Source organism: Pseudomonas sp. (assembly GCF_050739935.1).
Lineage (GTDB): Bacteria > Pseudomonadota > Gammaproteobacteria > Pseudomonadales > Pseudomonadaceae > Aquipseudomonas.
Genome location: NZ_JBOICF010000090.1, coordinates 1 through 14,007, shown reverse-complemented (window position 1 = coordinate 14,007; position 14,007 = coordinate 1). Strand labels below are relative to the sequence as shown.

Annotated in this window: 9 protein-coding genes; 5 read left to right on the top strand and 4 right to left on the bottom strand. The window is 57.0% G+C overall.

Going from position 1 to position 14,007, the window contains the following annotated elements; translation table 11 throughout:
* Positions 1-140: 140 nt before the first annotated feature.
* Both ACRER8_RS18120 and ACRER8_RS18115 read right to left on the bottom strand, forming a co-directional pair.
* Positions 141-779, bottom strand: coding sequence for a peroxiredoxin (locus ACRER8_RS18120; RefSeq protein WP_431747594.1), 639 nt, complete (start codon positions 777-779; stop codon positions 141-143).
* Positions 780-952: 173 nt separating this feature from the next.
* Positions 953-2,299 carry an OprD family porin gene (locus tag ACRER8_RS18115; protein WP_431747593.1) on the bottom strand — a complete coding sequence of 449 codons (1,347 nt, stop codon included), beginning with the start codon at positions 2,297-2,299 and terminating at the stop codon, positions 953-955.
* A gap of 807 nt (positions 2,300-3,106) precedes the next feature.
* Between ACRER8_RS18115 and tauA the strand changes: the two genes are divergently transcribed.
* The 4 genes from tauA (at position 3,107) to tauD (ending at position 6,832) form a co-directional block, all read left to right on the top strand.
* A complete protein-coding gene (gene tauA / locus ACRER8_RS18110) occupies positions 3,107-4,084 on the top strand; it encodes a taurine ABC transporter substrate-binding protein (RefSeq protein WP_431747592.1) in 978 nt (325 codons plus the stop codon).
* 215 nt (positions 4,085-4,299) lie between these two features.
* Positions 4,300-5,091 carry a taurine ABC transporter ATP-binding subunit gene (tauB, locus tag ACRER8_RS18105; RefSeq protein ID WP_431747591.1) on the top strand — a complete coding sequence of 264 codons (792 nt, stop codon included), beginning with the start codon at positions 4,300-4,302 and terminating at the stop codon, positions 5,089-5,091.
* Positions 5,088-5,936: a taurine ABC transporter permease TauC gene (gene tauC, locus ACRER8_RS18100; RefSeq protein ID WP_431747590.1), complete on the top strand. Its 849-nt coding sequence runs from the start codon at positions 5,088-5,090 to the stop codon at positions 5,934-5,936. Before tauB ends, tauC begins: the two co-directional genes overlap by 4 nt.
* A gap of 62 nt (positions 5,937-5,998) precedes the next feature.
* A complete protein-coding gene (gene tauD, locus ACRER8_RS18095; RefSeq protein WP_431747589.1) occupies positions 5,999-6,832 on the top strand; it encodes a taurine dioxygenase in 834 nt (277 codons plus the stop codon).
* A 97-nt stretch (positions 6,833-6,929) separates the two neighbouring features.
* On the opposite strand, the gene ACRER8_RS18090 is transcribed toward tauD, so the two are convergent.
* Together ACRER8_RS18090 and ACRER8_RS18085 are read right to left on the bottom strand one after the other, a co-directional pair.
* On the bottom strand, positions 6,930-12,581 hold the full coding sequence (locus ACRER8_RS18090; RefSeq protein ID WP_431747588.1) for a dermonecrotic toxin domain-containing protein: 5,652 nt from the start codon (positions 12,579-12,581) through the stop codon (positions 6,930-6,932).
* A 453-nt stretch (positions 12,582-13,034) separates the two neighbouring features.
* Positions 13,035-13,475, bottom strand: a complete 441-nt coding sequence (locus ACRER8_RS18085) for a hypothetical protein (protein WP_431747587.1) — start codon at positions 13,473-13,475, stop codon at positions 13,035-13,037.
* Between ACRER8_RS18085 and trmL the strand changes: the two genes are divergently transcribed.
* A complete protein-coding gene (trmL, locus tag ACRER8_RS18080; protein WP_431747586.1) occupies positions 13,474-13,929 on the top strand; it encodes a tRNA (uridine(34)/cytosine(34)/5-carboxymethylaminomethyluridine(34)-2'-O)-methyltransferase TrmL in 456 nt (151 codons plus the stop codon). The genes ACRER8_RS18085 and trmL overlap by 2 nt on opposite strands.
* Positions 13,930-14,007 lie beyond the last annotated feature (78 nt).

The window sequence follows — 14,007 nt, the reverse complement described above, 5'->3', positions numbered from 1 at the left end:
TCCATGCATATCTATTGCCCGACGAATCGCATCGCGAATAGATTCACTCCCTTAGATACAGCGCTGCGCGGCATAAAGTGTTTTGTGCCAATAAAAAAGGGCCGATTAATCGGCCCGAATGTCGTGGTTGAAAAAAGGATTCAGCGATTAGGCTGCGGCGTCAGGCGCAGATAAGGCGTCACGGCCGTATAGCCTTTCGGAAAGCGTTGCTTGATCTCTTCTTCATCCTTGATCGAAGGCACGATCACCACGTCATCACCATCTTTCCAATTGGCTGGCGTCGCTACTTTGTGACTGTCGGTCAATTGCAGCGAATCGATGACGCGCAGAATCTCATGGAAGTTGCGGCCGGTGCTGGCGGGATAGGTAATGGTCAGACGCACCTTCTTGTTCGGATCGATCACGAACAGGGAGCGTACGGTCAGCGTTTCGCTGGCGTTTGGATGAATCAGGTCGTACAGATCCGAGACCTTGCGATCCGCATCAGCGAGAATCGGGAAATTGACGGTGGTGTTCTGGGTCGAATTGATGTCGTGAATCCATTTGACGTGGGACTCGGCCGAATCCACCGAGAGGGCAATGGCCTTCACATTGCGCTTGTCGAACTCGTCCTTGAGCTTAGCGGTGAAGCCAAGCTCGGTGGTGCACACAGGAGTGAAGTCGGCGGGGTGGGAAAACAGCACCCCCCATTTGTCCCCCAGCCATTCGTGAAACCTGATTAGTCCCTCGCTGGACTGTTGTTCGAAATCTGGGGCGATGTCGCCAAGTTTGAGGCTCATACAGTCAGCTCCTTTGGTGAGTGTTATTGGGACACTGTGCCTGCGAAAAGCTTAAAACTGAAAGACCGAAAAGCAATGACGAGCGCTTTTTCAGCTATAAAAATAGTGCGTATCCTTTATTTACGGCATAAAAAAGCCCCGCCGAAGCGGGGCTCTTTTCAACCAGCCGACGCTTATTTGAAAGCGTAAGTGTAGTTGAAGATCAGACGAGTCTGGTCTTGGTCCTGAATGCCTGCCGCGTCACCACGGTAGTTACCGCGGCGCAGGGTGGCGCCGAAGCCTTTCAGAGGACCGTCCTGGAACACATAGTCGACACGCACGTCACGTTCCCACTCGGAAGCATGGCTCTGGTCGGCCGCACCGGCAACAGCCTTGATATCGGTACCGTGCAGGTAGGCGAACGCAGCTTTCAAGCCTGGCACGCCCAGACGAGCGAAGTCGTAGGAGTACTGACCGAAAGTGGTGTTCTCGCCAGCACGGGCGAACTGGTTGATCATCGAGTCAGTGAACAGGTAGAAGCTGGAGCCGCCCTCGCCGTCCGGACGGTTGTTGCCGTCGCGTACCGAACCTTGGTTCAACCAGACGAAGCCACCATCATCGTTGACACGCTGATGACCGACCATGAGTGCGTGGCCACCCAGGGTGTACGTGAACATCGCGGTCCAGGTTTTGTTATCGACTTCACCGGCGTGCTTGGCGTAGCCACCGTTGTTGTTGAAGCCATAACCCGAAGCGCCCTGACCGTTTTTGCCGTCGGAGCTGCTGTCGAAGTAACGCAGGTCAGTCTTGAACGACTGGTCTTCACCGATTGGCAGAACGTGTACCAGACCCAGGAAGTGCTGCTTGTAGAAGTCTTCCAGGTTCGAGTAGTAGTACTGCAGGGTCAGGTCTTTGGTGACTTTGTAATCGAGACCGCCGAACACGAAATTGTTCGAGTCACGAGTCGCGCCGTTGACCGACAGGCCCGAGTAGTTGCTCGAAGCACGAGCTGCCTGATGCTCCAACTTACCGGCGTTGATGGTCAGGTTGTCGATTTCTTTCGACTGGATAGTGCCGCCCGAGAAAGTTTGCGGCAGCAGACGGCCGTCGTTCGCAACCAGAATTGGCAGGTTAGGTTGCAGGGCGTTACCGATTTTCAGCTCGCTCTTGGACAGCTTGACCTTGGCGTTCGCGCCCAGACGGGACCAGGTGTCTACGGACGAGCCATCAGTATCGGTAGGGAAGAAGGTGTTCGCGGTCGTGGCGTCGTGACCCTCGATACCGCCGCCCAGATGAATACCGGTCATGCCCTGTACATCCAGACCGAAACCAACGGTGCCTGGGGTGTAGCCGGAGATGAAGTTGAACAGCAGACCCTCGGCAGTTTCACGCTGGTCGGCACCGCCTTCGCGGCTGTCGTTTTCGAAATACATGGTACGGGAACTGATGGTCGCCTTGCTGTCTTCCAGGAAACCAGCAGCACCAGCCTGAGTGGCCATTACGCCAAAAGATACGGCCAGGGCCAGGGTGGACTTCTTCATTGTGTATCGCTCCTCTTGAATCTAATTTTTGTAGTTCCTTGGTTCCGAGACCGAAGGCTCAAGACCGCGGATGCGCGATTAGCGCTGGACCAGACTCGGCGAGTCAATGCCCTCAAGACTAATTGACTAGACCGCGTTAACAGCTGGCTGCAAGGTAAGGGAATTCCTTTAAACCTAAAAAGACTTTGTGAGCCTGCTTTTATGCCAAGCAGTTATATGTCACAAGCCGTTTCAGCCGTCCGTTGCGGAGTGTATCGGCGTCTTCGCGTAATTCCCAAAAAATATTTCTACTCCGTTCGTCAGATCGATTAGTTTTGCCGCATCGTACGACCGGAACCAGACCGCTCAGTCACGGTCTGCGTGTCAAAAAGGATGAAGATTAGAGAGATAACCCTCTGAAAAATAACTAATTAATAGTGGGGTAGACGCAATTGTTACAGTTGTCACCCTGCTATCTGTCTATTTTTCCAACAATCATGGGCCAAACTTGTCAGTTAACTGGCACAGCGCGGCCAGACTTCCACCTCGAAAACCCGGCACTCCAGAGTCTCAGCCTTCCTGAATAAACGTGGCCATGGCGCGAAGCCCCATCTGGTACGAACATCGAGATCGCAATTACAAAAACGCAACATTTCGATGAACGGTCAACTTGCCACGGCATTTTTCGCTTTTCCGCGGTCGTTGGCGCCATGCACGAACGCATTCCACTCTAAGCTAATGCGTAAAAGTTATTTATTTGGCGTTTCTTAGATCATTTACGCTTCGGATCATCCAGTCCCTCGGTCTGCCTTGATCCGGAGCTACCCCATGAAACTGCTCAAACCCCTTCACCTACTGGCGGTCCTGTCACTTGCCGGTTCTGCCCTGCTCGCCCAGGCTGCGGATTTCACTGTCGCTTACCAAACCACCGTCGACCCTGCGAAAGTCGCCCAGGCCGACGGCGCTTATGAAAAGGCCACGGACTCGAAAATCTCCTGGCGCAAATTCGATAATGGCGCCGACGTGATCACGGCCATCGCTTCCGGCGACGTGCAGATCGGCTATCTGGGTTCCAGCCCTCTGACTGCGGCTGCCACGCGCAAAGTGCCAGTCGAGACGTTCCTTATTGCCACGCAGATCGGCGCTGCTGAAGCACTGGTGGCTCGTAACGGTGCCGGCATCAATAGCCCACAGGACCTGATCGGGAAAAAAATCGCGGTGCCTTTCGTATCCACCGGGCATTACAGCTTGCTGGCAGCGCTGAAGCACTGGAACATCGATCCGACCAAAGTGACCATCCTCAACCTCGCACCACCGGCGATTGCAGCCGCCTGGAAACGCGGTGATATCGATGCCACCTACGTCTGGGATCCGGCATTGGGTGTCGCCAAGGAAACCGGCAAAGTGCTGATCACTTCCGGCGAACTGGCCAAGCTCGGCGCCCCGACCTTCGACGCATGGATCGTGCGCAAGGATTTCGCCGATAAACATCCTGAAATCGTCAAAGCCTTCGCCAAGACCACTCTCGACGCCTATGCCAATTACCGCAAAGACCCCGCTGCGTGGATTGCCAACACCAGCAACATCGACAAGCTGGTGAAGTTGTCCGGCGCCAAAGCCAGCGACATTCCGGGCCTGTTGGAAGGCAACGTCTATCCGCTGGCCGCTGACCAGGCAAAAGAGCTGGGCGCACCGACTACCGAAGCCATCGGCAAGACTGCAGCGTTCCTGAAGGAGCAAGGCAAGGTAGACGCAGTGCTGGCGGATTACACGCCATATGTCAGCGCCAAGTTTGTCGCTCAATAACAACTCACCTGTAGCAGCACGGTTTGCCGCCAGTAGCGGTATGACCGACGTACACCTGTAGGAGCCGGCTTGCTGGCGAACGCGGTGAGTCAGCACCCCATGAGGTGACTGTCTGGCCCGGTTCGCCAGCAAGCCGGCTCCTACGAAAAATTCGGCACACGCGCCACTGCCGACGCCACAAAAACGCACACCTTTATAGAAGCGGAGTCATCGCCATGGCCTTGTTACAGCTGGAGCGCATCTGCGCACAGTATCCCGGTGCGGCCGAGCCGGTACTGTCGGATATTTCTCTGAGCCTCGGCCCGCAGCAGTTGCTGGTGGCGCTCGGCCCGTCCGGCAGCGGCAAGACTTCGCTGTTGAACCTGATCGCAGGTTTCGTCGAGCCCAGCGCCGGCCGTATCACACTGGATAACGTGCCGGTAAAAGGCCCGAGCGCTGAACGCGGCGTAGTGTTTCAGGACGATGCTTTGCTGCCGTGGCAAGACGTGCTCGCCAATGTGGCCTTTGGCCTGGAACTGGCTGGAATCACTCGGGCGCAACGTGAGGCCAAGGCTCGGGAAATGCTGGCGCTTGTTGACCTGGCCGGCTTCGAAAAACGGCGTATCTGGCAGCTGTCGGGCGGCCAGAAACAACGCGTGGGACTCGCTCGGGCGCTGGCCGCCGATCCGCGCGTGCTGCTGATGGACGAACCTTTCGGTGCGCTGGACGCCTTCACCCGTGAGCAGATGCAGGAGCTGTTGCTGCAGGTCTGGAAGCGCAGCGCCAAGCCAGTATTCCTGATTACCCATGACATCGAAGAGGCCGTGTTCCTGGCCACGGATCTGATTCTGCTGGCGCCCAATCCGGGGCAGATCGTCGAGCACCTCAAGCTGGACTTCGGCCAACGCTACAGCGCAGGGGAATCGGCGCGCGCGATCAAATCCGATCCTCGGTTCATTGAAACCCGCGAACACGTGCTGGCTCGGGTGTTTTCACAACGCCAGGCCATTCAGGAGCAACGGGCATGAGCAAATACCAATCGCCGCCAGTGACCGAAGCCCTCACACAAACGCCGTCCCCTGCCAAAACCGTAACGCCGCGTCTGTATCTGAGCACGCGCGCCATCAGCGTGCTGACTCTGGTGGTGCTGCTAGGCGCATGGTGGCTTGTCACGGCGCTTGAATGGGTCGAACCGCTGTTCCTGCCGCCACCCTCTGCCGTGCTGGAAAAGGCCTGGCTGTTGATGACCAAGGGTTATATGGAGTCCACCCTCTGGCAGCACCTGGGTGCAAGCCTGCAGCGCATCGGTCTGGGTCTGGTATTCGCGGTGCTGACCGCCATTCCGGTCGGCATCGCCATCGGGCACAACCGCATCGCCCAAGGCATCTTTGACCCGCTGATCGAGTTCTATCGCCCGATTCCGCCTCTGGCTTACCTGCCCTTGATCGTGATCTGGTGCGGGATCGGCGAATTCTCCAAAGTGCTGCTGATTTATCTGGCGATCTTCGCGCCCATCGCCATCGCCACAGCTACCGGCGTGCGCACGGTGGACAGCGCCAAGCTGCGTGCCGCGCAATCCTTGGGCGCCAGTCGTTGGCAGCTGATTCGGCATGTCATCTTGCCAAGCGCCTTGCCGGACATCCTCACCGGTGTGCGCATTGGCCTGGGTGTGGGCTGGTCGACACTGGTCGCCGCAGAACTGATCGCCGCCACTAGCGGGCTGGGCTTCATGGTGCAGTCGGCGGCGCAGTTTCTGGTGACCGATGTGGTGGTGCTGGGGATTCTGGTTATCGCCTTCATCGCCTTCGCACTGGAAATGGGCTTGCGCGCCCTGCAACGCAAGCTGGTGCCGTGGCACGGCCAGAACCACTGAACCCTTGAATAACAGACGACACTGACTACGCCGACATTTCGGCGCACATTGTGAGAACCCGCATGAGCCTTCACATCACCCCTATCAGTTCAGCATTGGGCGCGCAGATCAGCGGCGTCGACCTGAGCCGGGAGCTGACTACCGAGCAACGCAACGCTATCGAGCAGGCATTGCTGGCACACCAAGTGCTGTTCTTCCGCGACCAGCCCATAACACCGCAGCAGCAGGCACGCTTCGCGGCGCAGTTCGGTGACCTGCATGTTCATCCGATTTATCCCAACGTGTCCGAACAGCCGGAAATCATGGTGCTCGACACCGCGCTGACCGACGTGCGAGACAACGCGATCTGGCACACCGACGTAACCTTCTTGCCGACACCTGCCCTGGGGGCGGTGCTGAGTGCCAAGCAGTTACCGGCCTATGGTGGTGATACGTTGTGGGCCAGTGGTATCGCGGCGTTCGAGGCCTTGTCCAGACCGCTGCAAACGCTGCTCGACGGCTTGACCGCCACCCACGACTTCACCCGTTCCTTCCCGCTGGAACGCTTTGGCCATACCGCTGAAGACCTGGCGCGCTGGGAAGAAACCCGGCGCAAGAACCCGCCGTTGTCGCACCCGGTGATTCGCACACACCCGGTCAGCGGACGCAAGGCGCTATTCGTCAACGAGGGTTTCACCACGCGAATCAACGAACTGGAGCCTGTGGAAAGTGAGGCGATTCTGAAATTGCTGTTCGCCCATGCGACGCGACCCGAGTTCACCATTCGCTGGCGCTGGCAGGAAAACGATGTCGCCATGTGGGACAACCGCGTGACCCAGCATTACGCGGTGGACGACTATCGGCCGCAGCGTCGGGTGATGCATCGGGCGACGATTCTGGGGGATGTGCCGTTCTGATTAGCGCTGCGGCTCTCGACGCAGCGCTATCGGTGGATACGTACTCCGCTGACCGGTGATATGCGAACCGATCAGCAGACAATTACAGGGGCGATGATCAGCTGAAATCAAACCCTTCACGGTAGGTCAATTCGCGGATAAGCGTCATCTCCTGAGCATCGAATTCCCGCTTCAAGGCAGCGTACTCTTCACCCAACTCATCAATGGTCTGTCCTGGGAAGCGCTCGGGAAGACTTTCTACACGCGCCAGATAATCCCGCTTGAGCGCTTCGAATCGGTCGGCATAGGCTTCGCGCAAGTATTGGACCCAAAAGTCTCGCTCGGCCGCATAGCGCATAAACGGCTCGCCAGTCTCCCCTGTCTGCACTCGCGCCAGGGCTGCGTCCAGTTCACCGGGACGAATACAAGCCTGCGCCTGATACAACATATTGCTCGCAGGCAACGGCAGATCCAGCTCTGATGCCCCCCGCAGCCGGTAAGCCAGGCGCACTTCCGCTTCATCACGACTGCCCGCCTGTTCACGCGCAATGATGTCCAGTTCATGCAGCCGATAAAGACGTCGAGTCAGCCGATACAGCGTCTGTCCACGCGAGGCCGCCGGTGCATTGCTCAGGGCCTGCTCAGTGAACATCTGGATTTCGATTTGATTGAATACCAGCCAGGCACCGTCATGGCAGGTTTGTGATCCGGTGTCAGCTTGTACGAGGGCTTCTTCGGCCATCCCGTTATAAAGCAGGCGATTTTCCTGGCTTTGGTCCGCGGCCTCCAGAACTCGCCACACTCTTTCGGAAAAATCGATGCGCGTGCGCTCCGTACGATACGCCGCCGTTTGTGTCAAACGCCCGACCAATGCCATTAAATCCGGGGCATCCCCCGCCTCCTCAATACGTTGCCAAAGCGCCCGATGAACCTCGTTTTCTTCAGTGGAGCCCATTAACCACGCGTCCACATCAGCAGCTTCCTCCGGAGAGGAAGGGAGCGATCCATGAAAATGGCCAGAAGAGTCCGAGTCTGAATAATAAGAATCGGAGTCGGAGTAATAACGGTCTACCGGCAACGCTTCGATATCCGCTGGCAAGTCCATGGCAAAGGTGTAGGCGCTGTGGTAGCTCTCGGACGTATGTGCCCTGCGCATCGTTTCATCAGTCAACGGATTGCCCCGGACAGCGATCTCGGTTTGCGCCTGATCATTACGCGGGTTGTCCAGGATGTGCTCCGGCAATTCAGTCAGCTGATTGTGATCCAGCACGAGACCTTCCAGCGGCATCAGATCATTTACCCAATCTGGCCAGCGATCCAGCCCTGTGTCGCTCAAGGACAACCACCGCAGGTTTGCGCGCAGGCCGGAAACATCGACTATGTCCCCGAGTCGATTCCCCTCCAGATTCAGCGACACCAGATTGCGCATGCGGCCCAGAAAAGTGATCGCTTGCTGATCCACATAACGGTTCTGCCCTCTCAGGCTCAGGGTCGTGAGTGACGGCAGGTCCAACAGGGCCGAGGGCAGGTCGGGCAATGGCTGAGCATGACCGACAAGCTCCAGGCTGCTCAGCTGAGGCAGATTTGCCAGGAACTGACTCAATTGCGATGTAGTCGCCGTTACTAGGGTGAGCCTCAGGTTACGAACCCGCATGCAGAAGAACGTTGGTAGCTGGCGAGGAAAATCATCCAGCGAGATTCCTTCCAAATCCAGTACCGAAAATGTCTGGCCCTCGCTGTAAGCGCGCCAGAACTGCATGATCGTTTCGCCGACAGTGCGTCTGACCCGAACTGTTTCCGCACTCAAGGGCCTCGTTGAACTTGATGCCTCGGCCCAGGTGTCAACAGCCTCTTGTAAGCGCGCTCTTTCCTGTCTCAGCTCCGCCATTCTGGCTTCAAGCGATGGCGGAACGTCCAGATTGAAGCGAAATTGCCTGCCGACCCCATGGTTCAACCGCGCCCTCATGAGGGTCAACTGTGACAACGGATTGCCCTGCAGCGATATCTCGGTCGACAGACCAGTACCAGACCCGCGGTTCAGAATGTGCTCCGGCAGCTCGGTGATGCGGTTGTTGCGTAGCGAAAGTTCGGTGACATGATCGGGTAACAGTCCGTCGACCCAAGACGGCCAGCTATAGAGCCCAACGCGGTCGAGCCCCAAATAGCGCAGTCGCAAGTTTGCGAAATTGGTGGGCGGTGCACGGCTGACCAGATTGCCGCTCAAGTCCAGCCACTCCAGTTGCCGCAGGGTGCCCAAGGCATCGATCTCCAGTGGGCTCAATAAAATACTCAAATTGATCAGGCGTAACGCCCTAATTGCCGGAAAACTGCTTGCAACCAGATCGGGTAATTGAAGGATCAAGGGTTCTGTGAAGCGAGTCGCTGCTTCAGGGCGGCTGACCTCCAGCGATGTGACCCTTGGAAATCGCGCGAAAAATCGCTCGAGCGTACGACGGTCGTCCATGAGCTGGGCCACTGGGCGCGGTGCCGTATCAGGAAATCGAGTGATGTCGATATCGACCAGCTCAACATGCCCGACACGCTGATGGAAAAAATCGGGAAGCTCTGGAGGGAAATCCGTCAGCACGACCTGTTGCAGACGCAAGGCAGACGACGTCTGGGCAATTTCGGGCAACGCATTTTCAGCCCAATGCCGCCAGATGGCATCGTGGATACGAATGCGGCTTGCCTCGCGCACATGCAGATCGGCAAGAGAGGCGGACGCATCGCCCCACGCGCTCATGCTGCTGTCCAATACGTTGCGCTCGCCCAACACCTGAATCAATCGCTGATGAATTTGCTGGCGATCCATTCCGCTGCGTTCCAAGGCATTCAAAATGCTCTCGGCTGGCGTTTCTACGCTTGGCAATCCGATGGATCGAATAAGATCCAGCAAGGTGTCTCGCGCGATGAACCCTGTCATCGCGCCTCTTCCGCTCAACGGATAACCCAGGCGGCCGTCGGCCAGACGCATGGGTGATTTAGAGATGGGCCCGGCCGGCTGCATCTTCAGGACATTGCGTAGGGTTTCTCGTGGCAGTTGCGGGCCATCCTGAACCGCCTGCCTGAGCTTCAGGCCGTCCCAGGTATTGGGAAAACCCAACGCGACTCGTTGCGCATCTGGCAACGCATGTAGCACGCAGGAGTAGAGATCGTCACGTCCATGCAAGCCCAGACCCAACTCATCGTAGGGTTCATAACCATCAACGTATTTGACCAACACTTTGCGAATGACCGCATCGTCAGGTCCAACACTGTCAAGCAGGGTGCCCGTGAACCCGCCTTCCCGCACTTCCAGGCGAAGCTGCGAAGACCAGCCGGGAAGACATTCCAAGGTATGCAGGATCAACTTTTCGGTATCCGGGTGGTTCACCGAGCTCAGATATAACCCCTCATACGCCCGCGCCAATCGGACCTGCTGTTGATAGACGCGGATCTCCTCGGCAATGCGTACGGGCACACGACCCTGGGCCAATGTCTCCAGCTCCGCAGGCAGGGCATAGCTGATTATCTCTTCTGCAATTAACCGAGGCAGCGCGGGATAAGCGCGCGCCAGCGTCGTAACATCTTTCCCAGCACCTGAGGCCATCATCGCGTAACGCGATTCGAACAACGCTGCCCGGTTGATATCAGCGCCACCGCCCTGGTGAATGCGCCCGATTTCCTCATCCAGCTCAAAGCGCTGCATCGTGTCTTCGAGCAAGGCGGGCGCACGTCGGCTCTCGGCCAGCACTCGGCGCAGAACAGCCTCATGGGTGCCGCTGACGCGCAGAATCCGCCGCGCTGTCACATCGGAAAATTTGCTCGCGGCGTGCCCCAGACGCCGAAACAACTTCAGCCCCTGCCACTCCAGCGGCTGGTCAACAGGATGCAGCCACGCGCCCGCGCCGTTGTTGCGCAGCGGCGGTTCATAGCTCAGCGCCTTGGTAGGATGTTCGATACGAAAAGCGCCGGTCGAAGATGTCTGACTGACCGAGTAGACATTGCCTTCAATCGAAATCCAGGTTTTGTCCCGATAGTGATAGAGCCCGAATTCGTCAGGTTTCAAACCTTCAGGCAGAACCGTATCGTGGACGAAGGGTGCGAGGTCCGGCTTCCATAAGCGAGTTTCGCCACTCGGCAGTTCGACTTCCTTGAGCTCCTCGATAAACGAAGGCGTCTCGACCGTGATTTTCTCGAGTGCCGGCGTTCCTCCACCTTGATGTGCAGCACCAAGCGCGGCCATCAACGCCACGTTCTCGACTACGTCCATCAGATAACCCCAGCCCTGCTCCCATTCGCCACGGGTCCAGCTGTCGATCCCCTCGAATACCTCAGTAGTCAACTGAGCAGCCGCCACCGCCATCATTACCGCGCCCACCGGCGGCACAACGAAACCCACGACATTGAGTGCCTGCAACGCCAGGCTTTCGAAGTAGTGCATGCGCTGCGCAGAGGTTTTCTGATCTTCATCGGCTGTAGGCACCGCATGAAACAACGCGTCGTCCTTGAGCACATTGTTTTTCTGCTCGGTGATCGCCGCCAAAAGCCCGATGGTTAACGTACGGTCTCGCAGGTGGAGATTCGCGTTCCTATCGATTTGTTGCTCATACCAACCCCTGTCTTTGTTCCAGACGCTTGGGCGCGAACACTCATCCAGTTTTGCGAGCAGCTCAGCCCGATGGCGGGCCGGGACGAAGCGCTGGAAGAAATCCAGATAACCGTCGATCAACATCCTGTCGCGTAGCGCACGCATGAATGCCGCGCTGGACTCATATTCTTTGAGCGGGCACACGGGATCATCCGGAATGTAAACCACGACTTTTTCCATCTGATCGGAGTCTTCACGCGACTTGCCGATAGCCACGATCCCCGTCAGTTCAATGTCCCAGAGCCGTAGGAAACTGCATGTGACACGCCGGCCGTCCAGCTCAACTTTCGTGCCGTTGCGCGCTACATCCAGCAGGGCGTTGTACAGGCTCTCGCTGATATCGCGTTTCATATAAGCCAGGTGCACCTGGATCGTATATGCCGATTCTTCGACCCGTTTTAAAAGCCCTTGGCGATTGAACGTGGCCGCGTCAGAGGCGTCGCCGGGCTTGGCAGGAGGATTGAGGAATGCGCTGATTTTTTCCTGGTACTTACCTCCCAGATCCAGCTCGCGACATAGCGCTGCGAAAGCTTCGGGAACAATCGCCAGGGCCGTTCCCGTCACGGCTATTCCGGATACGGGATAGCGTTGATAAATGGCAGCCTTATGGCGCTCACCCAGGTCCATTGCGCCTGGAGTGGTTTCCCAGGCCTCGAAATTCTGCAATGCAGCATGCAGCAGCGTTTGAGTTGCGGCCTTGAGCGATTTCTGAAGTTCGACCAATGGATCTCTGGAGATACTTACAAATGAATCGTCGACGCGGACTCTGCTTGCGTGAAAAAGCCAAGTCTTACGCACGTCCACTTGAAGACCGAACCGCTCTTTTATTGCCGCGACCAACAAGGGTTCGGCAAACGCCTCAAGACTCGGTAATTGCGCCAGAATCTGGTTGAGCTCGTGCTGATTGAACCGATACAACACATATTCCTGCTGCAAGGCTCGCGCAACCTTGGGCATGGATTGTCGGGCGCGTTCGAACCAGGGCAGGTATTTGCCACCCGCCTGACGAAGCGCGCTATGCACTTCCGGCGGCGCATTAATCAGCCATTCAGGGATTTTGCTTTTAACTGAAGCGAAATGCGCACTGCGTTGCGAGTTCGGAGGAAGAGTATTCGATGAGTTGGCCACTGCTTGAGACATGAATAAAAGCCTTGAAACTTTGAATGGACAACCGAGCTTATTCAGAAAGCCCTCCACAAAAAGCTCAAATAACTAATCTCAAACGGGCTTATTTCTTCGGAATTTAGAATAGATAAAACATATAAATATCACCCACTCCATAGGCTTTTCAGCCAAACCTCCTTGTCGTTAGCAGCATATTCGTAAGTGCATCACTTTGGCGTCTCGCCACAGAAAACGCACAAATAACGTGCAGATCAAATTCGTATCCGGTCGGGCGCGCGCCGCTCGCTGAACCTATAAAAGTCTGCCCGGCTATTCGACAGCAACGCTATAAGCCCCAGCCACGGCGGTCTGCAGCTTGTTTTGAATTTATTTTGAAACGATGCAGGAAAACTGGCACGCGCTCTGCAATAGGTTAATCATCACCAGTTTTGGGGACCTTGGTACAGGCAGGCCGGGGATTCCCCTCTTTTATTCCTCTCGGAGACTGACCTCCAGTCTCCAGCGCCCGTCCTCAGTTGCACCGCGCCAGTCGCCGTGCAGCGGACGGGCCGCCAGAAGGTTCAGCAACAAACCCTTATCGCTTTTTTGTACCCTCCAACGTACATCCCGACCGTTGAGCTTCAATTCGCCTCGTTGCGTCTCGCCCGTGGCGTTAAACAGCAGCGCCACGGCACCGTCGATTATTTCGCCATGCAGCTGCGGCTCGCGGTTGAACCATACCGCGACGCCTTCGGGCAGAACTTCAACTCGTTGCAGCTCGACAGGGTCTGGCGTGGTCAGCCGTCCGATCATCAACCCGACCATGACCCCGAATATGGCAATAGACCCCATAAACCGCCGCCATAGCTTCGGTCTCGGGTCTTGTTCGGGGGTAGAATGCATCCCGTCCTTTCGTTCGGAGCCGTGCATGTTTCACGTGATCCTTTTTCAACCAGAAATTCCGCCGAATACCGGCAATATCATCAGGCTCTGCGCCAACAGTGGCTGCAACCTGCATTTGATCGAGCCTCTGGGCTTCGAGCTGGATGACAAACGCCTGCGCCGCGCAGGTCTGGACTATCACGAGTACGCCACGCTGCATCGTCACGCCGACCTGGCGAGCTGTCTGGAAAGCATCGGCCAAACCCGGCTGTTCGCTTTTACCACAAAGGGCTCGCGGCCTTTTCATGATGTGGCCTTTCAGGAAGGCGATGCGTTCGTTTTTGGCCCGGAGAGCCGCGGCCTGCCACCCGAAGTGCTGGACCCGCTGTCGAGCGAGCAACGCCTGCGTCTGCCCATGCGTGAGGGCTGCCGCAGCTTGAATCTGTCGAATACCGTGGCGATTGCAGTTTATGAAGGCTGGCGGCAGTTGGGGTTCAGATAACCAACACCCACTTGCGCGCCGTGATCCCCTGTAGGAGCCGGCTTGCTGGCGAACGCGGTTCATCTGTAACAATGATGT